The organism is Rheinheimera sediminis (genome assembly GCF_004005375.1).
Classification (GTDB): domain Bacteria; phylum Pseudomonadota; class Gammaproteobacteria; order Enterobacterales; family Alteromonadaceae; genus Pararheinheimera.
The window spans coordinates 36,704-62,348 of the sequence record NZ_RZUF01000014.1 but is presented as its reverse complement, the minus strand read 5'-3'; the positions used below and the strand labels follow the sequence as shown (position 1 = coordinate 62,348).

The window sequence follows — 25,645 nt, the reverse complement described above, 5'->3', positions numbered from 1 at the left end:
TCTAATGAGTTGGATCTTGCCGCAAAACGGCACAAAGTCCTAGTGTTTTTCGTCTGAAAGATTAGAGCGTGTTGACGTTTCAGGATTATTTTTGCAGCAGTCTGGCCGGTTTTTATGCAAGGCAGCGCGAGTGCAGTGTAGTTATTCTACATAAACGAGTGCTAACGCAGCAGAAAGGCCGGCCAGGCGCTGCCCTTCGGGTTCGTCTGGCGGCGCCCTGAGCTTTGTTGCCTACATGGATGTAGGTAAGGGGCGTGAGCAGGAGCGGAAGCTTCACTCGTCGCTCATTTAGAATAACTAAACTTCGCTCCTCCTTTCGCGCTCAAAGCGCCTCCAGAACGAACAAAATTAAATCTCGAAACGTCAACACTCTCTAGTTACGCAGTGCCACCTACCGTCATGGCATCCAGTTTTAATGTCGGCTGTCCCACCCCTACTGGCAGGCTTTGACCTTGTTTACCACAAACACCAACACCAGCATCCAGTGCTAAGTCGTTACCGACCATAGACACCTGCTGCATAGCCTCCGGGCCATTGCCAATCAGAGTTGCTCCTTTAATTGGCGTGGTAATTTTACCATCTTCAATCAGATAAGCTTCCGAGGCTGAAAACACAAATTTGCCTGACGTAATGTCAACCTGACCACCACCAAAATTCGGCGCATAAATGCCTTTTTTCACGCTGCCGATAATTTCCTGCGGGTCATAGTCACCAGCCAGCATATAGGTGTTGGTCATACGCGGCATAGGCAAATGGGCAAAAGACTCACGACGGCCGTTGCCTGTAGGTGCCACATTCATCAACATAGCGTTGTGTTTATCCTGAATATAGCCCTTTAAAATACCGTTTTCGATCAGCACATTGTATTGGCTAGGCGTGCCTTCATCGTCAATATTCAGCGACCCCCTGCGATGGGCCAAAGTACCGTCATCCACAATAGTGCAGTGTTTGGATGCCACTTGCTCACCAATACGGCCAGCAAAAGTAGAAGAACCTTTACGGTTAAAGTCGCCTTCCAGACCATGACCCACAGCTTCGTGTAACAATACACCAGGCCAGCCAGAACCTAACACCACAGGCATAGTGCCAGCAGGTGCGTCGACCGCAGTTAAGTTGACCTGAGCCATCCGCACAGCTTCACGGGCATAACCCTGCCAGCGCGGCGAACCATTGACGTCTTCAAGGAAATATTGATAGTTGGTGCGGGCACCACCACCACTGCCACCGCGTTCACGGCGACCATTGTGCTGCAGCAGTACAGAACAGTTTAACCGCACTAAAGGGCGAATATCTGTAGCAAAAGTACCATCAGAGGCCGCCACCAGCACTTCTTCGTAGACACCAGACAAGCTGACAGCTACTTGTTCAGCACGGCTGTCGAGGCTACGAATATAGACTTCCATTTGCTTAAGCAGCTCAACTTTCGCTGTGTTATCCAGACTCTGTAGTGGCTCACAAGGCAAATAAATTTCTGGTTGGCTTTGTTGCTTAAAAACCTGTACTGAACCTTGTTTTCCTACAGCTGCTATACCACGAGCCGCTTCAGCCGCTTGTTTCAGAGCCGCAGCAGAAATAGAATCGGCATAAGCAAAACCGGTTTTTTCACCGCTAATAGCGCGAACACCAACACCACGTTCGATATTAAAAGAGCCGTCTTTGACCAGGCCATCCTCCAGAGCCCAGGATTCATGCACGCTGGACTGAAAATACAGATCGGCATAATCTAATTGATGAGCAAATAAAAATCCCAGGCTTTGCTGTAGATCATTCGCAGTCAGATCACTGGCGCTTAACAGGTTATGTTCGACATTACTCATGCTTTAACTCACTTTGAAATCTGTTGTGGTGCCTTACCGGCATTTTCTCTGCCAGCTGCTGGCAAAGATCTAAATCTGTTTCGACACTCAGCACCATTTCGTTGCTGCCATCGGCTTCGGCCAGAATGCGGCCCCATGGGTCAATAATTAAACTATGACCGTAGGTCTGGCGACCATTGATATGAGTGCCTACCTGAGCTGGTGCTATAACAAAGCTCTGGGTTTCTATAGCCCTGGCTTTTAATAAAGTGTGCCAATGGGCCTCTCCTGTGACAGTAGTAAAAGCCGAAGGAACAACCAGTACGTTCATGCCTCGCGCGACCAGAGCCTGAGCCAATCCGGGAAAGCGCATATCATAACAAATCATCATACCCAGTTTTAGGTCATCAAACTCTGCCACACTCAGTTTATCACCAGCCATAGTAGTGGCTGATTCCATATACTGCTGGCTACTGTCATTGACCAGAGCGTCAAACAAATGGATTTTCTGATAGTCGCCAATCAAATCACCAGCAGGACTATACAACAGACTACTGGCAGCAAATCGGCTTGGATCAGTAGTTTGAGTCGGCAAAGTTCCCACCACTAAGTACAACTGGTGCTTTTTCGCTAAAGCAGCATACCCCTGCTGCATCGGTCCGGCACCTACAGGCTCAGCCAACTTCAGGTTTAACCCCTCAGGGCCGGCAAATACAGCCACGCCTTCTGGCAATACAGCAAGATGTCGCTCAGCTTTTGGTAGCTGCGCCAATAATAGGTCTACTTTAGCCAGATTTGCTAAAGTGTCTGGGCCACTGGTCAACTGAACTGCGGATAAACGCCACAATTTAGCCACTGACCTTTTCCTTATTTTGTTTACTGACAGAGGGTTTGGCCGGTTTTTTAGTCGCGTCTTGCTCCTGCTGTAAACGTAAACGTTTTTCCTGCTCAGCTTTTAATAGCTCTGAACGTGGCACTTCAACCTCTGTGGTATGACGCGCTACTTCCACTACTTCCGGCTGATCAAAATTACCTGTGACTACAAAATTCACTTTGGAGACCACTTCTGCAGACTCGACAATTTCATCTAAGGCCAAAGCCGCTAAACCAGTGGCAGGATTAAACTGCAATAACGCCACCAGCACTGGCAAACTGGAGGTGATTTTTGGCAAAAACGCCATCTGATAATCCAGCTGCCGGGTGACTAAGTCGGCATAGCCCTGAATTTCAATTTTGCCTGCGGCCCCATCAACCAGGGTATTATTGGTATGAACTACACCTTTATCCAGCTGCACATCGCCTTTTATTTCAGTGTAGAAAAACCCTTTTGAGAAAATATCCCTGAAATCCAGCTTCAATTTACGCACCAGAGAACCGAGACTAAACACAGATAACAAGCGTGCACCTTTATCACTCACTTCTGATAAAGAGCCTTCACCTAAGGTCCAATTCAACTTGCCACCTAAGGTGGCGTAATTAAACTGAGTTGGGCCACCAGCCCAGCTCAGCCGTTCGACTTTTACCTCAGCAGGACTACCCGCTATGGCAGAACTTAAATGATAGTCTTTCATCAACTGGCCGAAGTCAGGGCTGGTTAAAGTTGCAGATAAGTTAGTTACGCCTGCTTCAGCATCTTTTTGCCACTGACCTTGTATACTGAGCTGGTGTTGTTTATAGCGGGACTCAAAACGCTGAATGAATAAACGCTCACCATCAGATTCGGTCTCGACGTTCAGCTGACCTAAATCAAAAGGCCCGAATACGCAATGTTTGCAGTCCAGTTTTAACCGGGGTAAGTCGGCCAACCAAGGCATAGGTTCGGGTTTCACCACTTCAGCCAGAGCTTTGGCAATTTGTTGCTCTTTCGTTAATTTGGCCATGGCTTGTTCTGCCACTAAAGCTTCAGCCTCAACTTGTTGAGGGTCGTAAGGGAATAACTTTAAAAACTCAAGATTGGCTTCAATACCTTGACTACTCAGGTCTTTTGGCAACTTTAACTGGCCTTGGGTTTGAGTTGCGGTAACCTCAGCCAGCCAAAAGTCTGCTTCTGGTTTGATCTGAAACTGAACCTGATCAAACTGCATACCTTCAGTCACTGTCAGTGTATTGATCTTCGCTTTAACCGATGTTAAAGCTGGGAGCAAACCGGCTTGAGCGGGTTGTTGACTGACTTGATGACGCACCAGCTCGAACCAGGGCATAAAATCAGTTTTGTCGAGATTTGCGCTGATGGTGAAACCATCTGCAAAACCGGCATTGTCTTTGGCCCCTAAACTTAAATGAGCACGGCCAATTTGGCCTTGTGCATGGGTGTAACTGGCATCAAAAAACACCAGGTCCTGATAACTCAGAGCTATTAAGGAGTTGTCCTGGCTACCACTGGAAGACCAGAATACGGTACCAGCCTGGCCTGATTTTTTCGCCAGAGGCGCAGGTAATAATAATTCGGTATCAGTTACATCCAGCGCTAAATCAGCCTGATAAGTATAACCCTCGCCAGCCAGCAGCAAGTCGAGTTTAAACTGCCAGCTTAGAGGGCCGCTGGCAAACTGCTCCAGTTGAGGCGCTAAATTCAATAATAGATCCTGGCTGTTCTGTAAGCCCTGGCTCAACAAAGATACCTTGTAGTTATCTTGTTGCTGCTCACCACGAAAGCCAAACTGCAGCGGAATAGCACTTATAAACAGCTGCAAATCGTCAGCAGTCACTATGTCGTTATGAAACTTCAGCTGGCCTGTCAGACCCTCTCCAATTAAAGCAGGGACAGATAAAGACAGACCATTTCGCTCAAAGTCGATAGTACCTTTCACATCCACTGTAGGATCTTTCAGGCCAATAGTCAGACGTACATCGCCTTTAACCGGACCGGTGACACCTAAATAAGCCAGAGTTTCGCCAACAGAATCATGCAGAGGCGAAGCCTGCATTAAGGTGGTGACCTGCTCAGCCAGCAGCTGTTGTTTAATATCAATAATTAAACTTTCAGCATGGAACAGATCAGGGATCCCGACCTGAACACCTTGTTCAACTGGAGCATCTACCAAATAACCTGATTTACTGCTGATCAGCATGGCTGCATTTTCAAAAAGCAGTTCGGCGGACAAGTCCGTTAAACTTGGCCAGCTTTCATCAAATAGAAACTCGGCATTACTGACTTCAGCCAGTGCCTGAAATACACCGTCTTTTTCAGCATAAGGATAAGCTGAAAAGTCACCTGACCACAGCACCTTGCCTGAACTGATATCACCGGAGACCAACGCAGGTTTAAGGTAACGGATAACAGACTCAGGCATGTAAAACTTAGGGAAAAATTGCTCCGCATTTTGAACTGGCACACCATGCAGCTGCGCAACTAAATCCATATTGGGTTTATCGTCCAGATTGACCACCAATTCGGCTTCCAGGCTAAAAGCGTCATGCCATAAACTCAAATAGGGCACAACAACTTGCCAATTACCGGCGCGCTTGCGCCAGGCCAGCTCTAATTCAGCACCTTTATAAGTCCAATCCTGACTAAAAGCCTGACCCCACTGCAGTGCGCCGTCACGGGCTTTTAGCCCAATCCAGCCAAAATGCGGTGACGCAACAAAACTGCCATTAAAACCTTTGACACCTGGCACATCAGCCACTGGAGCTGAAGACAACTCATTAAACTGACCAGATAAATACCACTGCTGGTCTTCCGTTAAAAAATCTAACCTGTCTATTTTGCCATCTAACTGATAGGCCAAAAGTGACTGTAATTGTTCAGAGCCATCAGAAAACAACTCCAGCAGAGGCCTCGCTGTCCCTAATTGCAGGTTTTGTAGTGACGCCTGGAAACCCAGTTCATTCTGGCTTAGCTGTAACTGCAAGCCAGGCCAGCTTTGACTGCTGTTACTCAATGTCATAGGGCTTGAACTTAAGCTCCAGCCTTTCGCTCTGGGCAACCAACGCAAATAGCCATCCGACAAGGCCACTTTGTTCCAGACTCCGTCTTTTAGCCAGCCGACATTGTTATCCGCCAGAGCCACATCAATTTTTTGTAACTTCCCGGCTTTAATATCGCCCCAGGCGGCAAAATTTAGTTTAGCGCTATTTAATTTGCGGGTTTGAGGCAGTAACTGCTGAAACCAGGGCAATAAGTCAAGCTGTTGACTGGCCAGATAGAGCTGGCCATCGGCTTTAGAGGGCTCGCCTGTTAGATCGATAATAAAAGATAAGGTATTGGCGGTCACGTCAGCCACGGACAATTCACCCCAGCCCTGATGCCGCTCACCTTCGTTTTGCCAGTTCAGTGCTTTGATTTCCAGTCGGATATCTTCATCCTGAGCGTTGTTAAATACCAGTTGGCTGTCGAGCACGGAAAAATGCTGAAGCTGCTTAAAAAACAGATCCTGTAAGGCATCAAATAAGGGTTGATTGTCCGAAGGCGCAGCCACACCAGTGCCTAACCAACGCTGCGCATCCACTCTGTAGGTTAGACCCGTTAGTTCAAAATGAGCTGCACTGAGCTTCATGCTACGTAATGAACGCCAGAAATCCAGCCGGATGCCGGTTTCCTCGATGGTTAATTGAGGCTGAAAATTACTATCTAAAACTTGCAGTTGCTGCAATACCAAAGCAGGCCCAGTGCCCTGCCAACCCGCAGATAAAGCGCCAATCCGAACTTCAGTGCCGTATTGTGCTTTAATCCACTGTTCGATGTCTGTTTTATAGCCAGGAGCATAAGGCAGACCAAAACGTAGAGCTGAGACTAGGGTGGCCATCAACACTACGAAGATAGCAAAGAAAATCCACACCTTGTGTAAGCAATAAAGCCAGGCCTGTTTCACAGTCCGCACTACATCATCACCACGTCGAATTGCTCCTGACCGTACTGAGGCTCGATCACGACACTAATTTGTTTACCAATAAAGACTTCAAGTTCAGCCATGCTGTGAAATTCATCGTTGATTAACGCATCTTTTACTGCGGGTGAGGCATAAACCACAAATTTATCGGCCACATAAGCCCGGTTCACCCTTACTATTTCACGTAAAATTTCAAAACAGACGGTTTCCACTGTTTTTAAGCTACCACGGCCAGCACAAACAGGACATTCGCCACAAAGCACATGTTCCAGACTTTCTCTCGTGCGTTTGCGAGTCATCTCAACTAAACCCAGAGCAGAGAAGCCATGAATATTAGTTTTAGTTTTATCCCGGCCTAACGCCAGTTCCAGGCTATGCAATACGCGTTTTTGATGGTCTTCGCTTTGCATATCAATAAAGTCGATAATAATAATGCCGCCCAAATTGCGTAACCGCAACTGACGGGCTATTGCCTGAGTGGCTTCAGTGTTGGTATTAAAGATGGTTTCTTCTAAATTACGATGTCCAACAAAAGCACCAGTATTGACGTCTATAGTGGTCATGGCTTCTGTTTGATCGATCATCAGATACCCGCCACTTTTCAGCATGACACGGCGCTCCAGCGCACGCTGAATTTCATTTTCAACATCAAATAAATCAAACACAGGCCGCTCGCCAGGATAATACTCCAGCCGCGCTGTCATCTCTGGCACAAACTCCTCGGTAAAGGCATGCAGTTGCTGATAGGTCAGCTTACTATCGATGCGTACCCTCTCTAAATCAGAACCAACAAAGTCACGTAATATACGATAGGCCAGCGTAAGTTCTTCGTACAACATGGTTTCTTTGCGGGCATTTTTTTTACGTTTTTGGATCTTCGCCCACAGCTTTTGTAAGAACTTACCGTCGTGCAATAATTCGTCTTCACCAGCGCCTTCAGCTGCAGTGCGCACTATGTAACCACCGCTTTCATCAAGGCAAGTACTGACAATATCTTTTAAGCGCTGACGTTCAGATTCACTTTCAATACGTTGTGATACCCCCACATGGGCAGAACCCGGCATAAATACCAGATGACGGCTCGCTAAGGTGATATCTGTAGTTAAACGAGCGCCTTTGGTTCCTAAGGGATCTTTGACCACCTGCACCAGCAAAAACTGGCCCTCATGCACTAACAAGCGAATATCTTTCACAGGTCCGGCTTTAAGTTCAGCATCGGCGATGTTCAGACCCGCAGTGACTATATCAGAGGCATGTAAAAAGGCAGCTTTATCTAAACCTATATCAACAAAAGCGGCTTGCATACCGGGTAAAACCCGGCTGATTTTTCCCATATAAATATTGCCAACCAGCCCATGTTTAGCCTGACGCTCAATATGGACTTCCTGCAATACACCATTTTCAATCAAAGCCACCCGGGTTTCACTGGGTGTCACGTTGATCAGTAATTCTGCGCTCATTGCCTGTCCTTCAGAGTCTGTAACAGCTGTGCGGTTTCGTACAAGGGTAAACCGACCACAGCAAAATAACTGCCATCTATACGCTGTACAAACTGACCAGCCAGTCCCTGAATACCATAGCCGCCGGCTTTATCTACAGGCTCACCTGTAGTCCAGTACCAGAGTATCTCCTGCTCAGACAAAGCTTTAAACCAGACTTTAGTGGCAACAGTAGTGCTGACTAAACCCTGTGCTGTTGCAATAGCTACAGCTGTTTTCACCCAATGACTCCGGCCGGATAATAACATCATCATGCGCTTAAAATCGGCTAAATCAACTGGCTTACCTAACACCAGTTCATCCACCTGCACTATGGTATCGGCCCCCAGAGTCGGCAGCGGTAGCAGTTGACTCTGATAACCTGCCTGAGCTTTTTGCTCTGCTAAACGCAGTACGTACTGATCGGCAGTTTCGCCTGCAAGCTGGGTTTCATCAATTTCGCCTTTGACCAGCACAAAATCCTGCTGTAGCTGAGCTAACAATTCGCGACGACGGGGAGAAGCAGAAGCAAGCGCTATCATAGGGACACTCAATGAATTTTAAACTGGCGACGGATACGGCGTAGTAACCAAAAAATCCACGGCCACACTGCAGCCCCTGTGACTACTGGCCACAAATACGCCATGGTAAAGACAACACCTGTTAAGAAGTGACTCAACCAAAAAATAAAGTAGTGATAAAAAGCCAGAAACAGGGCTATCACTAAGCTTTGCTGCAAAATGGAGAAATTACGGATTTTTAAATGATGTGCTGAACAAAAGTAAATAATCACAGAATAGGCCAGCGCATTAACACCAAGCACAGTGCCTACCAACACATCCAGCAAAAAACCTGTGACAAAAGCTGTACCTATACTGACGCGAAACGGCAAAGCCAAAGACCAATAAAACAACACCAGCAAAGGCCAGTCAGGTCGAAACAGCTTTACAACCGCAGGCAAAGGAACCACAGCCAATACCAGGGCAAACATAAGAGACAAATACACCAGATACAAACGATGCGACTTTTCCATCAGAAATCTCCTGCCACGGCAGCAGCTTCGGCATCAGGCGGTGCTATCTGTTCATCAATTTCTGGTTTCGCTTTCGGCCAAACCAACAATACATAACGAATACGGTCTAACTGAGCATAAGGTCTGGCATACACCTGTAAAAACGGCTGCTGTGCATTACGAGTAATTCGCACTACTTCGGCCACAGGATAGCCTTCAGGGAAAACACCATCCAGACCAGACGTAATCAGCTTATCTCCTTGCTGAATATCAGCACTGTGTGGAATATGCATCAACCGCACTTCATCGGACTGCCCCAAACCTTCAGCCACGACATGATCGCCATTACGCTCTACCCGCAACGAAATGGCATGAGTGGTATCGGAAATCAATAAAGCACGGCTACTGGTAGGGCCCACACTAACAATCTGACCCAATACGCCTAAATCATCAATCAAAGGCTGCTGAGCCACAACACCATCGTTGCTGCCTTTGTTTAGTACTATCTGATTACTGAAGGGATGACTATAAACAGCGAGCACCTCCGCTACCAGACGTTTACTCTCTGCAACAGGCACTGAACCTAACAGGGAGCGCAGCTTATCGTTTTCCTGCTGCAAAAACTGCAGACGCTGCATCTGAGTGTTTTGTCGCAGCAAAGTTTCACGCAGCTTCTCGTTCTGCTCCAGCAAACGTTGATGTGACATAAATTGTTCGGAGGCATCAGACATCATGGCCGCAGGTAAATTAGCCAAATAATATAAGGGACTCACAGTTGCAGTCAGGTAACTGCGCAACTGAGTGGAGCTGTCGGTAAATCTGTCCAGCGTCATCAGCCCAACGCTGCATAAGACTGCAAAAAACAGTCGTAATGGCAGTGCTGGGCCACGCTCAAAGATAGGTTTCATTCAGGACTGACTTGTTAGTCGTAACTAAACACATCACCGCCATGCATGTCGATCATTTCTAAAGCTTTACCACCACCACGAGCGACACAGGTCAGCGGGTCGTCAGCTACAACCACAGGAATACCGGTTTCTTCCATCAGCAGACGGTCTAAATCACGCAATAAAGCGCCACCACCTGTTAATACCATGCCACGTTCTGAAATATCAGACGCCAACTCTGGCGGAGATTGTTCAAGTGCAACCATTACAGCAGAAACTATACCAGCCAGAGGCTCTTGTAAGGCTTCTAAAATTTCGTTGCTGGTCATAGTGAAACTGCGTGGTACACCTTCGGCCAGGTTGCGACCACGAACTTCGATTTCAAGAATTTCGTCGCTTGGGTAGGCAGAACCAATTTCTGTTTTGATACGTTCAGCCGTGGCTTCACCAATCAGGATGCCGTAGTTACGACGGATGTAGTTGATGATCGCGTCGTCAAACTTGTCACCACCAATACGAACTGATGAGGAATACACCACACCGTTCAAAGAAATAATAGCTACTTCAGTGGTACCACCACCAATATCTACCACCATAGAACCTGTAGCTTCAGACACAGGCAAACCTGCACCAATAGCAGCGGCCATTGGCTCGTCGATTAAATAGACTTCACGAGCACCAGCACCCTGAGCTGATTCACGGATAGCGCGACGCTCAACCTGGGTCGAACCACAAGGCACACAGACCAGTACGCGAGGGCTTGGACGCAGGAAGCTGTTGCTGTGCGCTTGTTTGATAAAATGCTGCAGCATTTTTTCTGTCACATAGAAGTCGGCGATGACACCGTCTTTCATTGGACGAATGGCTTTAATATTGCCAGGAGTACGGCCAAGCATCCGCTTAGCTGCGTGGCCGACGGCCGCAACACTCTTAGGTCCGCCAGTTCTTTCCTGACGAATAGCAACTACTGAAGGCTCGTTCAGGACTATGCCCTGATCTTTTACATAGATGAGTGTATTGGCTGTCCCCAGGTCGATCGACAGATCATTTGAAAACAGACCACGCAGTTTATTGAACATGGAACAGACTAATCCTTTTAACTAAGAGGTGGTGACACAAGGTGCCCAAAATAATGTCGCTTATTTTAAGTAACAAAACGCCAAGAAAATAGCTTTATCTTTAGTTTTTACCAAATTAAACCAAAGCTATTGAAAAGCCAAATGTTTCGCAGTCAGACAAGGTAAAAGCAGTTAAGTTTTGTGGCAGGAAGAATATAAATACTCTCTGGCTGGAACTTGCAGCCGCCGCGGCAAAACCGACCTAAAATCGGAGACAGATTTGCTCCTTGACTGGCAGAGTTTTCAAGCGAAATTTGCCTGGCTTGCCCCACCGAACTCGATCACCTCACGCAAATACCCTCTGTCTCTTGCTCAAGCTACTTCATGCCTCGCAGGAATTTATCTTGGTGTACATGTATAAAACCTATTAAGATAATGTTTTTTATTTTATACAGGGATGTCTGTACTTATGCTGAAAAATGTTTTTGCTTTAACTATGTTGTTGACCCTGTCTGCTTGCGGCGGCGGTTCTGGTGATTCAACACCTACTGCGCCTCCGGTATCCAAGCAGCCGGATTTGTTATTGACAGCAGAAAACTACCAGGACGTGACACCTATAGCTTTTGCTTTTCAAGAAGCACTGTTACAACTCAGCCATTATAGCTATGGCAGGATCCGTAATCTAAGTGAAACAGACCGCAAGCAGGATATTGTGTGCAGCAATGGAGGTATACGCTCTATCGACTGGACTGGCGCCATCTCTGCTTCAGGTCAGGCCACACCGGGTGCAGTGATCACCGAAACCTTCAAAGATTGTCTGGTTACAGAGTTTGACGAAGTGCTCAATGGTGCTGCTGTGATTAGTGTAAAAGCAGAGTCCACTGCGACCAATGTGAAACTCCAACTGAATTTTCATGGCCTTGAAATCAGTTCTTCGCCAGCCATAGTTGTGGTCGACCCTTTTGAGCTAACTATCACCGAAAGCGCCGATCTGTATTCAATCAAACCTGTTTTGATCAACAACAAACTAAGATTCAACTTTAAAGGTGAGGGTGTTTACAGCCTGAGCAATACAGTTCTCAATCATCAACTCAATATCAAAACAGCTTTGTATACCTCATCCTTTCAAACAGACTTAACGGTAGATGGCTTTCAGAGCGGCTTAAAAATTGCCAGCAGTACAGCCTTTTCCGGCTATGTCGGCGAGTATCCCCATGAAGGGGCTATTAGCATTACAGACATAAAGAATAACAAGTTAGAAGTGAAGGCCAATTACGTTGAAAATTCCTACCTCGCTAATATCATCTTTAGTGGCGTTTCAAATCCGGCAAGCACACACTGGACTAGCCTGATTGAAGGAGTGTTATGGTCATGGCCAGGACTGAATTCTCACTATTTTTCAGAGTTCAGAGCCGATAATTTTGCGTTTAGTGGTTTTTATCAACCGGAAAAATTGTCACGCCTCAATGCAAATGATTCAGTGATACTACAATTCTCCCGCGAATTAGCGCCATCCCAGGATCTGAATCTTTTTTTGGAGGGAAATTGGACGACTCCCAATATTCCTCTTGAGTATCAAATCAAAGGTTCTCAACTGATACTGTTTATACCCGAAGGCATGGAATACGACGAAGAATATCGTCTTAGCTATTTTGAGATTACATCCGCCAAGGGCTATAGCATTGCAGTCGCAAACTGGGACAAATTTAAAGGCAATAACGCTGTAAAAGCAGAGATTACGGCCAGCACTACTGTCTTTGCTAAAGACCAGTATCCGCAACTTTCAGCGGAAAAATCAGAATCAAGAACCGGTCTTGCACTGATATATCACTGGTCAGAAGTCACAACTACAGGTCTGGTATTTAGCTCGCCCAATAACAAAGAAACCAGTTTTTATTACACAGGGTCCACCCCAAAAGAAAAGCCTTTAGTAAAACTGACTGTGACTGATAGTAAAGGTAACTCGGCCTCTGATATTTTGCAGTTGTCACCCTATACTCAAGGACTGAATACTTTGTATTTTACAAGTGACGACGGTGACTATATTGGCGCGGGTCAGACAGTTTTACATCAAACAGAGGGTAGTTTTGTTAGTTATTTCAGCATGTTTAATCAATGGAATGCGGTAAGAGCAAGTGTTGAATACAGCGAAAATAACCAAAACTATAACTGGAGCTTGAGTTTCTCTGCAGCCAACGGTATTCCTTTAGCCGCCGGCCACTACACAGGAGCCAGCCGTTACCCCTTTCAACCTTTTAATACAGCAGGCCTTGATTTTAGTGGCAATGGCAGAGGTTGTAATACCTCAAGAGGCGAGTTTACCATTCATGAAATTGCCTATAGCGGTGATGAAAATTCACCTCAATTAGACGTATTAGCCATGGACCTGGTGCAGCATTGTGAAGGAGGCTCAACCAAAATTAAGGCTTCTATCCGGATTAACTCCAGTGTAGCGCTGGTGCTCTGACTAGACCTCACTTAGGCAATACCGTCAAGGTGGAAAAGTCCATTGCTCGTGCAAGGCAGATTTTATCAATCTGCCTTTTTTATCAGGTTAATTGAGTTTTTCCTGCCAAAAAATCTGACGCTTGTTGCCGCGAAAACGGCCTACGCTGACTTCCGCAGCAGGATTTTCCAACAGTAGAGGCTGACCCACAGGCTCTTTTAGCCAGTCAAACTGCAGCCATGGCGGAGCACTATAAAACACTGGCCAGCTGCCTTGGGTATTTGCAGGCACCTCAACAAATAAACTACTAGCGGCACTCTGCCCGCCACTAAGATATCCAATAGCACCAGTCTTGCCAAGACCAGACTCCACCGTCAAATTCGCAAAGTTCACTCCACTGCAATTATCTGCAGTATTAACAACAAAGCCGGAACCATTCCAATACTCTGCAGATAAGCTCACAGGTATTGATACAGAATTTGTCGGATGAGATTCTGCTGCAGAACCACCCGTCAGGCGCAAACGTCCGTACCTTAACTCTGGCACAGTGATAGTGCTAAAAGTAACAGGCAGACAAGCAGTATTATCTGCAGCTTTGACACAAATGCCATCACTGTCTTTTACAAAGCTATCCGCTAAGTTCAGCGTCAAACCTAAAGCAGAACTTACAATTGGCGGGCTGTAAGGCAGAGTTCGGGCAAAACTAAGCTGTTCAGCGCTGGCTGGCAGTGTGGTTACATCACTCATCGCCAGGTCAAACAAGCCATCATAATTATCATAATTTACTGGCTCCAGCTGGCCTCTGCTCACCGCAGAAGGCGTTGCTACAGTACTTAAAGTGGTGTAGCTGGTCGCACCAAGCATTGCAACGTCTGAAGCTGCAGTCATGGACTGAGCTTTGAAAAAGCTAAGACCATAGTTCAGGGTTGTTTGGTTCTGCACATTTTTTGCGGTTAAGGTAGCACGAGGGAAAATCTGATAGCTCAAAGGTTGTGCCAAATAAGCAAACTTAGCTATAGTCGGATCCGCATTTGCTGAGTTACAGGCGCCCAGCACAGGTGTGTTTACTGTTGCAGTAAAATAAGCAGGAGTAAAACGCCCTACAGGAGCGCTGGTTGCAGGAGCAATGGTGTAACCAAAGTAGCTGTTCACAACAGGGGTTGCAGTAAAAGAGTAGACTCCCACTTCAGAGGCCGTTTGGGTTATTGTAACTAAGCCACCAGCAGACTGTTCATGGTTATAAGATGCGACTCCAAGCATACCCGAGCTGGCACCATCAGCTACTAGGGGGGAGAGCAAAGCATGGGATAACGCAATAGCATCGAGCTTAAAGTTTGGTGTGCTGATTGGATTCGCACAGATATTGGTATCGCCATTATTCGCAGAAGCTTTGGCAATAAGGGACAGATTAAAACTTTCACCTGCTTTTTTGTATACCGCACAATTGCTATAAGGTGAGCCACAGCTCACAGGCGCAGCACTGCCATTGCCTTCCTGAATGCAAATACCTGCAGGACGGGCTATAAACTGATCCGAACCTGTCATCAGCAGCCCATTGTCACCTCTGGATGCCGAACCATCATAACGAGCATTCAGTTGCATTTGGCCAGCATCTGTATAATTCAGCGCTATAGTGGCCTGGCCGCTGGAATTAAACGCCAGATTTTGAGCGACAGCTGAACCCAAGCTCTGAGCTATAGCTGTTGCATTCACTAAAACCGGGCGACTTTCAGGTCTGTCTGATGCATTTGGGTCCATATAATCCGACCAAAGTCTGACGGGTCTGGTGACATCTTTAAAACCAGGCACACATTCTTGGCTGGAATTATCCTTGCGCACAGCGCGGATCAGTACATTTTGTGGCTGATTGGCAATCATATCCTGCACATCAAATACAAAACCGCTATCGGAAAAACTCAGAGAACAATTACTTGTTACTCCGTTTTGCTTACATTGCAGAGCATTTGTTGTAGACACAGAAGCCGAACCAGCCTGAATACCTATGATAGTTGAACCAGCCAGGGTTTTCGTCAAGTTGATGCTTTGACTACCGGTAAAAGTGATATTGCCTGCCGACTCAAACACAGCGCCATTACTTGCAGTCAGTTGTAGCGAAACCTGATTTGCATAAAGTTGCGTGCAGGCAGCATTTGCGCACGCCTTAACCGTTACTTCAGTTGGATTACAGGTCAATGAAGAGTTGCCATAACTAAGCTCAAAATGATGAATACTTTCTTCACCTATAGCCACAGGAACAGGGGCTTTAAAACTACAGACTTGTACATTATCCAAAGCATGAAAATTGGTATTAGTCCCTGTCGAACCGGTAAAAGAGAGCAAAAAATTAGCTGGCATTGCTGGCTGGCTGGCCAAATTCACATTGGATGAATTTAATATGTCAGTAAAGACGCTCCCCGTAGCCTCACGTCTTTGCAAGCGAAAACCCACCTGATTGGCTGTTGTAGCAGTATCAATAGTGATTCTGAACCTATCCCCCCGACCCGGGGTGCTGCCACTGATACTCAGGCTACGGGCAAGTTTGCCGCTCCAGCCCAGCCAAGAATAACCAGAGGTTCCGACACCTGCACCGCGAACTCCTATAGCTTGAGCGCTGTCGGTGTTATTTGCGACACCACCGGTTCGGCCTTCAGTTGCTTTGGCATAGTTACCAAACTCATCAAAGCCAACGCCTAGCCAGCCTCCGGCAAAACCCGGTTGAACAGGACTGATATTACTGCGCGGAGCATACCCCAAACTGCCACCAAAGCTACCAGGAACTGGCGTCATAGTTGCGTCAGACAAGACTAAACCTATACCATCAGCACCGTTGCCACCATAGGCAAAATGATCGAATTCTATAATCAGCTTATTGCCAGTAGTAGGAAAACCTTGCCGAAAGGTGATAGAGGTCGATTGATTTGGCTCGTTGTTGGTTAATTGCAATCGACCATTCACTAGCTCAGGCACACTGCCACTACGAACTGTTCTGTACCATTGGTTGTAGTTGTTAAACTCCTCTGTTATCAAACAGTTGGCAATCACACTACAACTACTGCGCTCCTGCATTATTTCGATAATTTTACTTTGACTCTGAGCTTTGGCATAAATGCGCACTTCGTCTAAATCGCCATTAAAATAACGATTAGCAACATTATCCCGGCCTAGTTCCAGAGCAAGATTGTTAGTAGCAAGTTTCTTTGTATAACTAGCGGTATTTATATCTGCATTGCCATTAATAAAAATGCGCTGGACGCCATTTTTATAGGTAATAGCGACATGGGTCCATTGATTCAACGGCACACTGGCATCACTGGTCAAAGTCCTTGCGATTCCGTCTTGATCATGCCACCACCAATATATTTTTCCTGCAGGAGTTAAATGGAACTCGTAGTTAGTATCTTTCGACAAAATAGTCATTAAATCTGAGCCAGGATAAGCTCTTGGTCTCACCCAAATAGCTACTGTTAATTCGTCAGTAATATCCAGCTTGTCGTTATCTGCCACCGCAATATACTGATTTGAACCATTGAACTGAGAAAACGCGCAGGTACCAGGATCATCAGCAAGAGCAGGCACACTAATTGAAGATAACAAACCATTGTATGTGCGGCCGTTTAAACTGTTGCCAGAGGTATCAAGTACTTCATCACTTGCACCAGTCCAGGCTGCAGTGTTTAAACTCCAGGACAAGACAGGTTCAGCACTAATACAACTGGACGTCTCAGTTCGCAAAGCATTTATTTCTGAAGTGTTTAGTACGCGATTAAAAAAGCGGACTTCATCCATTTGTCCCGTCATGCCATAAGTCGAATCAGGATAAGCGCCTATACCAAAGGCTGCAGCAGAATCTGCACTGATATCTATTGGAGTTCGTGCATCGTTATTTGCGTGGTTAAAATCTAATGATTGCCTATTGCCATTTAAGTACAAAGATAATTCAGAATTGGAGTAACTATATACCGCAACGACATGGTGCCATGCACCGTTGGATACAGTAGAGTCGGTACGAGTGACAGTCCTGAGTGTCCCGTCTCTCATGATCACGCTAAAAGCCAGTCTGTTACTATTGTTCCGATATACGACAAATCTGTTGCTACTGGCGGTATTGTTTTTACCGTACGCCATATAGATCTGGCCTGATGTACCTGAAGATTTAACCCAAAACGCCACCGAAAAACTATTTGCGTTATTTATATAGGAGCTTTTAGGGGCTGTAACCAAGCTAGACCCTACTGAAACCCCAGTTCCGGTAAAGTTACCATATCCACAAGTACCCAAACCATTAGTTGTGGCAAGTGCAGGCACGAGGTCTGCAGTAAAAGCTCCGTTGCTCGCTCGGCCATGCAAATTATACACAGATGAATCTAGCACCTCGCCAACAGCACCGGTCCATTCACTCTCATTAAAGTTCCAGGACAATTGGTTATTGGCCCCAGTGCAGCTTGCGGGCCTCTGGCCATTGGAGGTATCACAAAAGGTAGAACCTGTAATAGAGCCGTTATTTTCTATATGAGGCGAAGTTATATTACCAACAACCTGTCCACCGAAGCCAATGCTGATAATCTCATTCGCTACAACATTCCCCTCTATCTGCCCATTACCATTTGGCAAACTAATTTGATTGGCAAAGACTGTACCTATAATTCTACTACCACTTACAACCAGCGTCTGATCAACAGTAACATCACCATTAATTTGGCCATTGGAAAACTCCATAGTCAGATTTCTAGCTGAGACATTACCTGTGACCCTACCACTGCTCTTCAAGTTGAAATTATTGACAACACTTACAGGCCCATTAATAGTGACAGAGCTAGCGGTTAATAAGTCTCGTCCTGCAGTCACAGAACCATTGATGACCGTATTGCTGCCAATCAATACATCTTCAATCGATTGCACATTACCGTTGATAGTTGTAGAAGTGCCAGTATCTATAACTCGGGCATTTATATCACCAGTATGCACATTAGAACTGCTTAAATTAACCTCATCATTTACGCTAATATTAGCTTTCGCCTGAAAACCATTACCTGTAGTAAGGTCACCTCCAACATTAATAGTTAGATTTGCTGAGTTTCCTGACAAATTAATTTTAGCATTCTGCCAGTTTGCAGTACCTGCAATATTCCACACCACAGTCCCGGTTACATTAACGACATCATCCCATTGCAGAGTTAAATTGCCAGGACAATTAACGGTTTGTCCATTCCCAGGACGGCTACAACCACTAGGCCTGTTTGATGGCAAATTATAGGTAGCAGCAAAGAGTTCAAATGAGAACAACATCAGCAGCACTAACAGTACATTATTTTTCATCTAGTAACCCACTACTGCCACACTTCCATCTCCAGGGTTCGTGAACTGGTATAGCTGCCTTCACCGCAACTACCTATACTGGTCAGATAATAGTGCCTGATCCCTGTGTTTGTATCATCACTTTCCACACAGCTAACCTGAGCTTTGCACTGCGCTAAACCTGCTACTGAAAAAACATAGTCTTTCACTTCACACACCATGGGTTCGCCTATCGCAGTGCTATCCGAAGCCGAAGTTTTTCTCTGTAGCGGATAAAGCTCAGCCAAACCTAACTCTAAACCACTTTGAGCTGCAAAAAATGCTCTTGCTCCTAACACTTCGGTTGAAACCATACTTGAACTACTAATCACTAACCGGCTTAACGCAGCCACAAGTAACCCCATCACCACAATAATAAACAGTGCCACCATCAGCATGGAGCCTTGTTGTCTTTTGAAAGAGCCAGTGGGGTTATTAGGGCACATTGGGGATATGGATCTCCTGATTAAAAAACAGATCATCCGCAAAATTACTGCTAAAACTCAAAACAACATGCACCACAGAAGAGCGTTTTAATACTCCATCTGAATAGGTAAAAGGTTCAAGAGGCTGACCAGGAATAAAGACAAGATCTATAGCCATTAAAGAGCCCGACTCTCTTTCCAAATCAGTCGTCTGAGGCTCCTGAGCAAGAACGCCATAATGACTGAATCTATATATATGATAAGAGTTTGGGGTCTGGGAATTTGATTCAGTCAGCAGACAGTAACGGACTGGAGAGCTCCAGACAAAAAATCGCTGGTTTGGTGAAGCCTGAGGAAAACCTGCGGCCGTGACAGAGTTAAACTCTAGTGTCACTCTTTGCCCTGAGCTTTCGTCAGCCGCTATCGCCCCTTTCAGCTCTAAGGTACGATCTTTACTGTAGTAATGTTCAGGCTGTGTGGGGTAAACGGTGATGAAATCTCCTTCGGCAATCAAGCTGGAAAACGCGCTCTGGCTGCTGCTTTGCCCGCTAAAAAACGTCATATCTAAAGCAGTTGCGGCGTTAACACCAGGCAGTTCTGTATAGCGCCCGGCAAACTTCAGCGGAATAAATTCAACACAAAGTCCGTCTGTAGAAATCCTTACACTGTTGGGTAGCGCATTACGCAGCTCACGGGTTAAGCGCTCTATCACAAACCTGCTCTGACTTAATAAACGCTCGCGGTCGGCAGATTGGGCGTACATTTCGGCGCCGCCACTTAGATAGCTCAGGCTGAGCGTAGAGACTATACCCAGCAGAACAATCACTAAAATCAGTTCTACTAAACTAAAACCCCGCGCAGCCCTTAGCATCACCAATTTCCTCTGTAAGCGGAAAAATCTATGGTTTCGCCAGAGGGCGTTGTAATACTTACCACTATCAGTTTTAACTGTCGCTCCAGGCAAAACTGATAGGGATCAGGCGCCAAAGTACAGTTTTGGTTATTCATAATACCGTCTCTATCACCGTCATAGCCAACCCGGACTGCAACCCCGTAGTTAAGGTAACTACTGGCTAATGACTCAGAGATAATATTTGCAATGGCCACGCCGTTTGAGCTAAAGCCGTTAAAATCATCGACGTCATCAAAACTCAGCCGCTCTTCACAGCTGCTTCCACTACAGTCTGGCGGAAAAACCAATGAGTCAGCAGAAAGCACCGGGGTTGTACAAGGCACAGAGCCCAGCTCTGCACCCGCATCGCAGCGGTAATAGCCACCAGCCCGGTCTGAATATTCATCAAAAGAGCGAGCCAGAATTTCATTTAAAAAGCTATGGCCAAGCTCAGCCGCCCTCACCCTGTGCCAGGGATCAGCGCTTTGCTTATACAAAGGCCCAAGACTCGCAGTGATCACCAGCAAAGCGATAGCAAGCACCACTATACCCAGTATAATTTCGACCAGGGTAAAACCTTTAGGCACAGGAAAAGGCTTTAACTGCATGCGTGAATATAGCCTTCAGATTCAATACAAACAGCAGCATTGACAGCACCGCTAATGCTAATTCTGAGGCCGCTGTGAAAACGCGTTGCGGGCTCAGTGTCAGTCACGGCTTGACCCAATGAATTAAAGCGAAAACGCAAGGGTGAGCTAAGTTCGCTGCCATCACTACTGGCGTTCAATAAACTTAACCTAATGTCGCTATCAGAAAGAAGCAGTTGATCAGCGTCATTTTGCTGCTGAGGGCTAAAAGCCGAAGTATCGCTACAAGGATTGATCGCAGCTGAACCTAGTTGGGTAGAGGTAAAAAGCACCTGATGACAGGCGTCAGGCGCTGTATTTTGCATGGCGCGATTTTGCATCAAACGCAACACAGCAATTAATTGATCCTGAACTGTAATTTCCTCAGTGCCAGCTTTGCCCAAAAACTTAGGCAAAGCAGTCACTGAAAGAATGGCAATCAGTATCATCACAACTATCAGCTCAACAAGCGTAAAGCCATGTTGTTTTGGATACTTCATCGCTTGAAGTCTTAGTTACAAGTCCCAGCGTCCACTGTGACTGTTGCTGGAGTAGTTGTAGCAGTTGCCGGAGTATAGACAACACGACAACCTGTAGCTGCTGCATCTGTCGCATTGTTGGCAATCACTATAGAAGCAGGCACTGCAGCTACAGGTGGAGTCACAGTGTTGTCCTCTGGCGTAGCAGGGACAAGAACAACGGCAATATCACCAGTGAATTCAGCGATAGCTCTTACACTGTCAACACTCATGGCAGGAGAACCAAAGTTAAGAGCAACCTGAGTAGAGCCAGTGGCCGTATCACATGCAGGCGTGGTGCCTGTTGCTGCAATAACGGAATTGGTCGCAGTGTCAAAACAACTTAATGCTGCCGTATTTAAACCAGCAATAATAGCTTTGCCTTCCACTATCTTTAAGCCTGATTTCAAACTACCAGCTACACCTTCCAGCACTGATGCTTTAGCATCACCCTGGAAATTTAAAAAACGTGGTGCCGCTGTTACAGCCAAAATACCCAAAATTACGATCACGATAATCAGTTCAACTAAGGTGAAACCTTGCTGATTTTTATTGATAACTTTCATACCTATTCCCTTTTAAAAGATTAAATCTGTTTACTAACTCTTATTCTTAAATACAACGACGCTGCCTGTAGCTGGATTATATTTAAAACCGTTCAGGCCAGCTTCGTCACCCGGAGCTGGCCTCGCAGCAATGCCTGCAACCTGATAATAAAAACAAACATTAGCAGTACTTGTAGCACCTTCCTGCACAAATAAAGTTGCGCCAGAATCACGAATGGCCTGCAGTGTTGGGTTTGTAGCGCTAATAGCCACTATTGACAGAGGTCCATTTTGCAAAATCGTATTTAAAATTTCCTGGCAACGAAGGGTAGTGATATCACCTACTTCACTGCCAGCATCGTCGTCAGCAGCCCCAGTAGGGTAGCCCTGACTGATACCCACTGCTGTACTGGTTCCATCAACCAGAATACGTATATTGTCAATCACAACACTAGTAGTATCCAGCGGGTTTGTAGCATCGACAATACCGTTAAAACCATTTCCTGAAGGTCTGCCTTCCACTTCCCACTGGCCACGGACTAAACCAACGGCTGAGGCAAAACCACCTGCTATACCGTCGATAGAGGCATCTTCAGCTCGCTCTGTTACATTCAGAAACCGCGGCAAGGCCGTTGCCGCCAATAAACCTAAAATTATCACTACAATGATAATTTCAATAATAGTGAAACCACTTTGTCTTCTCATTAAGTCAACTCCCTCGCTTTATTTATTAGTTTAACGCGCATTGCGTTTATTTTACCCACTATTATCAACTTGTCTTGCATTTCTTTCATTTCAATGACTATTTACTAACCACCTTTGTAGGCGTTGAGCATGTCCCACATCGGAGTAAAAATACCTAAAGCTAAAATAAGTACCATAGCTGACACAACAGAAATCAAAATAGGTTCTATCTTTGCTGTAAGTCCCTTCAAATCATAGGCCACTTCTCTTTCGTAAAAAGAGGCAACTTCTGTCAACATCTCGTCAACCTGGCCAGTTTCTTCGCCCACGGCTAACATTTGCAGCACCAAAGGAGTAAATAGTTCACTTTGTACTGCAACGCGCAGTAAACTTTCACCCCTTTCAATGTTTTTGCGCATTTCACGGATTTTTTCCGCCATATAATCGTTGTCAACAGCTTCAGCCACCAGGGTTAAAGCTGAGGTTAAAGGTACTCCAGCTCTGAGCATCATCGAAAATGAGCGACTAAAACGGCCCAAACCTGCTCGTACTAAAATAGTCCCCATCAGAGGCATTCTCAGTTTCCAGTAGCTCCATTGGTAGCGGCCCTTGTCTGTTTTTAAGTACAGCCTTAAGGCCCAGAGCCCAGCTAACAAAAGCGCCAACATGTGCTGCCAATAGTTAATAAAAAGACTGGAACTGGCAAGCAATACTTTGGTGGCCCATGGTAATTCGGTATTAAATTTGGCAAACATAGTGGCAAACTGCGGTATAACCAGAATATTCATAATTACCATCGCCACTGTGATCGCAATAAGTACAAAGGTCGGGTAACGGGTTGCTTGTTTTACCTGCTTTTTAGTTTCCATTTCCTGCTCAAAATAGCCAGAAAGTTGCAAGAAGGACTCGTCCAAACGACCTGTGTTTTCCCCTACATGAACAATAGACACCACCAAACGACTAAATACTTTGGGATGCTGTGCCATAGCAGCAGATAAAGTGCGACCTTTTTCCAATTGCTCAGCTAAATCACGCAATACAGTATTCAGAGCAGCAGAACTGGTACTGTCGGCCAAACCCACTATGGCTCTGATCATAGGAATACCAGCTTTCATCAGAGAGTACATCTGGCGCGAAAAAATAATCAGCTCCGTCATACTGACCAACTGCCAGGGCCAGACAATAGCCACGCTCTGTTGCTTTTCTTGCACAAGCTGAATTTTAACCGGGATCTGGCTGCGCTTGAGCAGCATGTCTGCTACCGCAGCTTCGCTGCCAGCCTCGACGTTACCGCTTACAGCCTGGCCTTGCCTGTCTCTTGCTGTATAGCTGAACGTGGCCATTAGTCAGCACCCTGTTGCGTCGCGTTTTCTGCGTCAGCAGTGCTTAGTTGGCTACTTAACGGCTCTTCCAGTTCCAGGTACTCAGATACTTTAATGACTTCTTCTATACTGGTCAGGCCCAGCATCGCATAATCCAGCGCCATATCGCCCAAAGGCCGGAAGCCTTCGTTCTGACGCGTAGCTGCAGCAAAACCCTCTGCATCGCCACGGCGCAGCGCATCAGCCAGTTCACGATTCATCACCAGTAATTCAAAAACACCAATACGGCCGGAATAGCCGGTGTAATTACAGTTTTGACAGCCCTCACCACGCCAGAACTGCTGGCTTGCTGCTATATGTTTATGCTGCAACCAACTCATCTCGGAGGAGTCCGGCGAGTAGGGCTTTTTACAATGTGCACACAAACGCCGAACCAGGCGCTGTGCCAGAATAGCGCGCAGTGCACTGGCGACTAAATACTCAGCTGCCCCCATATCAATTAAACGTAAGGTACTGCTGATAGCATCGTTAGTGTGTAAGGTGGATAACACTAAGTGGCCTGTTAAAGCACCACGCAAACCAATTTCTGCGGTTTCCTGATCCCGCATCTCACCCACCATGATGATATCCGGATCCTGACGTAAGCTGGTTCTTAATACATTGCTGAAGGTCAGGCCTATTTTGTGGTTCACCTGTACCTGATTAATCCGGGGCAAACGGTATTCCACCGGATCTTCAACGGTAATAATTTTATTACCTTCTTTGTTCAGTTCACTCAGCATGCCATACAAGCTGGTGGTTTTACCCGAGCCTGTAGGGCCTGTCACCAGGATCATGCCATGGGGTGTTTTTAAAATGCGGCGCAAACGTTTCAGCAACGCATCCGGCATGCCTGTTTGTTCCATCGTCAGCAAACCTGCCGACTGGTCCAGCAAACGCATCACCACCGACTCGCCATACTGCACTGGCATAGTCGACATACGCACGTCGATGGTGCGGCCTTTAATTTTGATTTGAAAACGACCATCCTGCGGTAAGCGTTTTTCCGAAATATCCAGCTGCGCCATCAGTTTTAGCCGCAACACCAAAGCGGGCACTATACTGACTTCTTTTAATACGTTTTCCTGCAACACACCGTCTACCCGCTGGCGAATACGCAGCAGTTTTTCGTCAGGTTCAATATGAATATCCGAAGCCCGCACCTGCACAGCATCTTCAAAAATAGACTGCAGTAATTTGACTATGGTGTTGTCGTTATCTGTCGGGTCGTTTAGCGCACCAAAGTCCAGAATATCGGTTTCGGCGTACTCTTCTTTTAATTGAGTGGCAAAGTTTTCAATTTGTTTGGTACGGCGATACAAGCGATCAAAGGCACTGATTAATTGGCTTTCCCGCACTATCGCAATAGAAATATCTTTTGGAGCCAGCATAGGCGCTATCTGGTCCAGCACGGACAAATCAGCTGGATCGCTCATCCCCAGCAAAACAGAGGCTCCCCTGTCTTCCAGTACTAAGGCACGAAAGCGTCTGGCATGAACTTCTGGCAACAAAGCAACAGCTTTGGGATCAATTTGCTGCGAGCTGATATCCAGCAAATCCACTTTGAGCTGCTGTGACAAAAACTGCAGTAACTGATCTTCAGTTAAAAACTGCATATCGATCAGACTGCTGCCTAACTTGCGGCCGGTCTTTTGCTGCTGAGCTAAGGCTTGCTGCAGTTGGTGTTCGCTGATGATGTTTTCGTGCACCAACAGGTCACCAAGCCGCATTTTTAGTCTGGGTTTTAACAT

Annotated in this window: 18 protein-coding genes; 1 reads left to right on the top strand and 17 read right to left on the bottom strand. The window is 46.2% G+C overall.

Annotated features, from left to right (window positions below; genetic code table 11):
- Positions 1-377: 377 nt before the first annotated feature.
- The 8 genes from tldD to EMM73_RS10980 are packed head-to-tail and all read right to left on the bottom strand — an operon-like array spanning position 378 to position 11,084.
- Entirely contained in the window at positions 378-1,817 is a 1,440-nt protein-coding gene (tldD, locus tag EMM73_RS11015) for a metalloprotease TldD (RefSeq protein WP_127686488.1), read from the bottom strand.
- Complete coding sequence (locus EMM73_RS11010) at positions 1,810-2,652, bottom strand: carbon-nitrogen hydrolase family protein (protein ID WP_127686487.1); 843 nt, start codon at positions 2,650-2,652, stop codon at positions 1,810-1,812. Before EMM73_RS11010 ends, tldD begins: the two co-directional genes overlap by 8 nt.
- A complete protein-coding gene (locus tag EMM73_RS11005) occupies positions 2,645-6,619 on the bottom strand; it encodes a YhdP family protein (RefSeq protein WP_127686486.1) in 3,975 nt (1,324 codons plus the stop codon). Before EMM73_RS11005 ends, EMM73_RS11010 begins: the two co-directional genes overlap by 8 nt.
- A complete protein-coding gene (gene rng / locus EMM73_RS11000; RefSeq protein WP_127686485.1) occupies positions 6,619-8,088 on the bottom strand; it encodes a ribonuclease G in 1,470 nt (489 codons plus the stop codon). The genes EMM73_RS11005 and rng overlap by 1 nt, the downstream gene beginning before the upstream one ends.
- Positions 8,085-8,648 (bottom strand): Maf family protein, encoded by a 564-nt coding sequence (locus EMM73_RS10995; protein WP_127686484.1) that lies wholly within the window; start codon positions 8,646-8,648, stop codon positions 8,085-8,087. Before EMM73_RS10995 ends, rng begins: the two co-directional genes overlap by 4 nt.
- 8 nt (positions 8,649-8,656) lie before the next feature.
- Positions 8,657-9,139, bottom strand: a complete 483-nt coding sequence (mreD, locus tag EMM73_RS10990) for a rod shape-determining protein MreD (RefSeq protein WP_127686483.1) — start codon at positions 9,137-9,139, stop codon at positions 8,657-8,659.
- The gene (gene mreC, locus EMM73_RS10985; RefSeq protein ID WP_127686482.1) at positions 9,139-10,026 is read right to left on the bottom strand and encodes a rod shape-determining protein MreC; all 888 of its coding nucleotides are present in this window, start codon (positions 10,024-10,026) and stop codon (positions 9,139-9,141) included. The genes mreD and mreC overlap by 1 nt, the downstream gene beginning before the upstream one ends.
- A gap of 14 nt (positions 10,027-10,040) precedes the next feature.
- Positions 10,041-11,084, bottom strand: coding sequence for a rod shape-determining protein (locus tag EMM73_RS10980; RefSeq protein ID WP_127686481.1), 1,044 nt, complete (start codon positions 11,082-11,084; stop codon positions 10,041-10,043).
- A gap of 448 nt (positions 11,085-11,532) precedes the next feature.
- Between EMM73_RS10980 and EMM73_RS10975 the strand changes: the two genes are divergently transcribed.
- Entirely contained in the window at positions 11,533-13,530 is a 1,998-nt protein-coding gene (locus EMM73_RS10975; RefSeq protein ID WP_127686480.1) for a hypothetical protein, read from the top strand.
- 87 nt (positions 13,531-13,617) lie between these two features.
- On the opposite strand, the gene EMM73_RS10970 is transcribed toward EMM73_RS10975, so the two are convergent.
- The 9 genes from EMM73_RS10970 to EMM73_RS10930 form a co-directional block, all read right to left on the bottom strand.
- Positions 13,618-18,825 carry a DUF6701 domain-containing protein gene (locus EMM73_RS10970; protein WP_127686479.1) on the bottom strand — a complete coding sequence of 1,736 codons (5,208 nt, stop codon included), beginning with the start codon at positions 18,823-18,825 and terminating at the stop codon, positions 13,618-13,620.
- An 11-nt stretch (positions 18,826-18,836) separates the two neighbouring features.
- The gene (locus EMM73_RS10965; RefSeq protein ID WP_127686478.1) at positions 18,837-19,235 is read right to left on the bottom strand and encodes a pilus assembly PilX N-terminal domain-containing protein; all 399 of its coding nucleotides are present in this window, start codon (positions 19,233-19,235) and stop codon (positions 18,837-18,839) included.
- Positions 19,236-19,278: 43 nt separating this feature from the next.
- Positions 19,279-20,139: a PilW family protein gene (locus tag EMM73_RS10960; RefSeq protein WP_127686477.1), complete on the bottom strand. Its 861-nt coding sequence runs from the start codon at positions 20,137-20,139 to the stop codon at positions 19,279-19,281.
- Positions 20,139-20,768, bottom strand: a complete 630-nt coding sequence (locus EMM73_RS10955) for a type IV pilus modification PilV family protein (protein ID WP_127686476.1) — start codon at positions 20,766-20,768, stop codon at positions 20,139-20,141. The genes EMM73_RS10960 and EMM73_RS10955 overlap by 1 nt, the downstream gene beginning before the upstream one ends.
- Positions 20,759-21,286 carry a type II secretion system protein gene (locus EMM73_RS10950; RefSeq protein ID WP_127686475.1) on the bottom strand — a complete coding sequence of 176 codons (528 nt, stop codon included), beginning with the start codon at positions 21,284-21,286 and terminating at the stop codon, positions 20,759-20,761. The genes EMM73_RS10955 and EMM73_RS10950 overlap by 10 nt, the downstream gene beginning before the upstream one ends.
- Before the next feature lie 11 nt (positions 21,287-21,297).
- Positions 21,298-21,870 (bottom strand): prepilin-type N-terminal cleavage/methylation domain-containing protein, encoded by a 573-nt coding sequence (locus EMM73_RS20465; protein ID WP_127686474.1) that lies wholly within the window; start codon positions 21,868-21,870, stop codon positions 21,298-21,300.
- Between the two features lie 33 nt (positions 21,871-21,903).
- Positions 21,904-22,554, bottom strand: a complete 651-nt coding sequence (locus EMM73_RS10940) for a prepilin-type N-terminal cleavage/methylation domain-containing protein (RefSeq protein WP_127686473.1) — start codon at positions 22,552-22,554, stop codon at positions 21,904-21,906.
- Positions 22,555-22,658: 104 nt separating this feature from the next.
- Positions 22,659-23,876 (bottom strand): type II secretion system F family protein, encoded by a 1,218-nt coding sequence (locus tag EMM73_RS10935; RefSeq protein ID WP_127686472.1) that lies wholly within the window; start codon positions 23,874-23,876, stop codon positions 22,659-22,661.
- Positions 23,876-25,645: a GspE/PulE family protein gene (locus EMM73_RS10930; protein WP_127686471.1), complete on the bottom strand. Its 1,770-nt coding sequence runs from the start codon at positions 25,643-25,645 to the stop codon at positions 23,876-23,878. The genes EMM73_RS10935 and EMM73_RS10930 overlap by 1 nt, the downstream gene beginning before the upstream one ends.

Bases quoted from the DNA above. Each gene is read 5' to 3' on its own strand.
- EMM73_RS10930 (WP_127686471.1), bottom strand. From the start codon at position 25,645: ATGTTAAAACCCAGACTAAAAATGCGGCTTGGTGACCTGTTGGTGCAC.
- EMM73_RS10980 (WP_127686481.1), bottom strand. From the start codon at position 11,084: ATGTTCAATAAACTGCGTGGTCTGTTTTCAAATGATCTGTCGATCGAC.
- EMM73_RS20465 (WP_127686474.1), bottom strand. From the start codon at position 21,870: ATGAAAGTTATCAATAAAAATCAGCAAGGTTTCACCTTAGTTGAACTG.
- mreC (WP_127686482.1), bottom strand. From the start codon at position 10,026: ATGAAACCTATCTTTGAGCGTGGCCCAGCACTGCCATTACGACTGTTT.
- EMM73_RS10970 (WP_127686479.1), bottom strand. From the start codon at position 18,825: ATGAAAAATAATGTACTGTTAGTGCTGCTGATGTTGTTCTCATTTGAA.
- EMM73_RS10975 (WP_127686480.1), top strand. From the start codon at position 11,533: ATGCTGAAAAATGTTTTTGCTTTAACTATGTTGTTGACCCTGTCTGCT.
- EMM73_RS10995 (WP_127686484.1), bottom strand. From the start codon at position 8,648: ATGATAGCGCTTGCTTCTGCTTCTCCCCGTCGTCGCGAATTGTTAGCT.
- mreD (WP_127686483.1), bottom strand. From the start codon at position 9,139: ATGGAAAAGTCGCATCGTTTGTATCTGGTGTATTTGTCTCTTATGTTT.
- rng (WP_127686485.1), bottom strand. From the start codon at position 8,088: ATGAGCGCAGAATTACTGATCAACGTGACACCCAGTGAAACCCGGGTG.
- EMM73_RS10965 (WP_127686478.1), bottom strand. From the start codon at position 19,235: ATGGTGGCACTGTTTATTATTGTGGTGATGGGGTTACTTGTGGCTGCG.
- EMM73_RS10955 (WP_127686476.1), bottom strand. From the start codon at position 20,768: ATGCAGTTAAAGCCTTTTCCTGTGCCTAAAGGTTTTACCCTGGTCGAA.
- EMM73_RS10950 (WP_127686475.1), bottom strand. From the start codon at position 21,286: ATGAAGTATCCAAAACAACATGGCTTTACGCTTGTTGAGCTGATAGTT.
- tldD (WP_127686488.1), bottom strand. From the start codon at position 1,817: ATGAGTAATGTCGAACATAACCTGTTAAGCGCCAGTGATCTGACTGCG.
- EMM73_RS10960 (WP_127686477.1), bottom strand. From the start codon at position 20,139: ATGCTAAGGGCTGCGCGGGGTTTTAGTTTAGTAGAACTGATTTTAGTG.
- EMM73_RS10935 (WP_127686472.1), bottom strand. From the start codon at position 23,876: ATGGCCACGTTCAGCTATACAGCAAGAGACAGGCAAGGCCAGGCTGTA.
- EMM73_RS10940 (WP_127686473.1), bottom strand. From the start codon at position 22,554: ATGAGAAGACAAAGTGGTTTCACTATTATTGAAATTATCATTGTAGTG.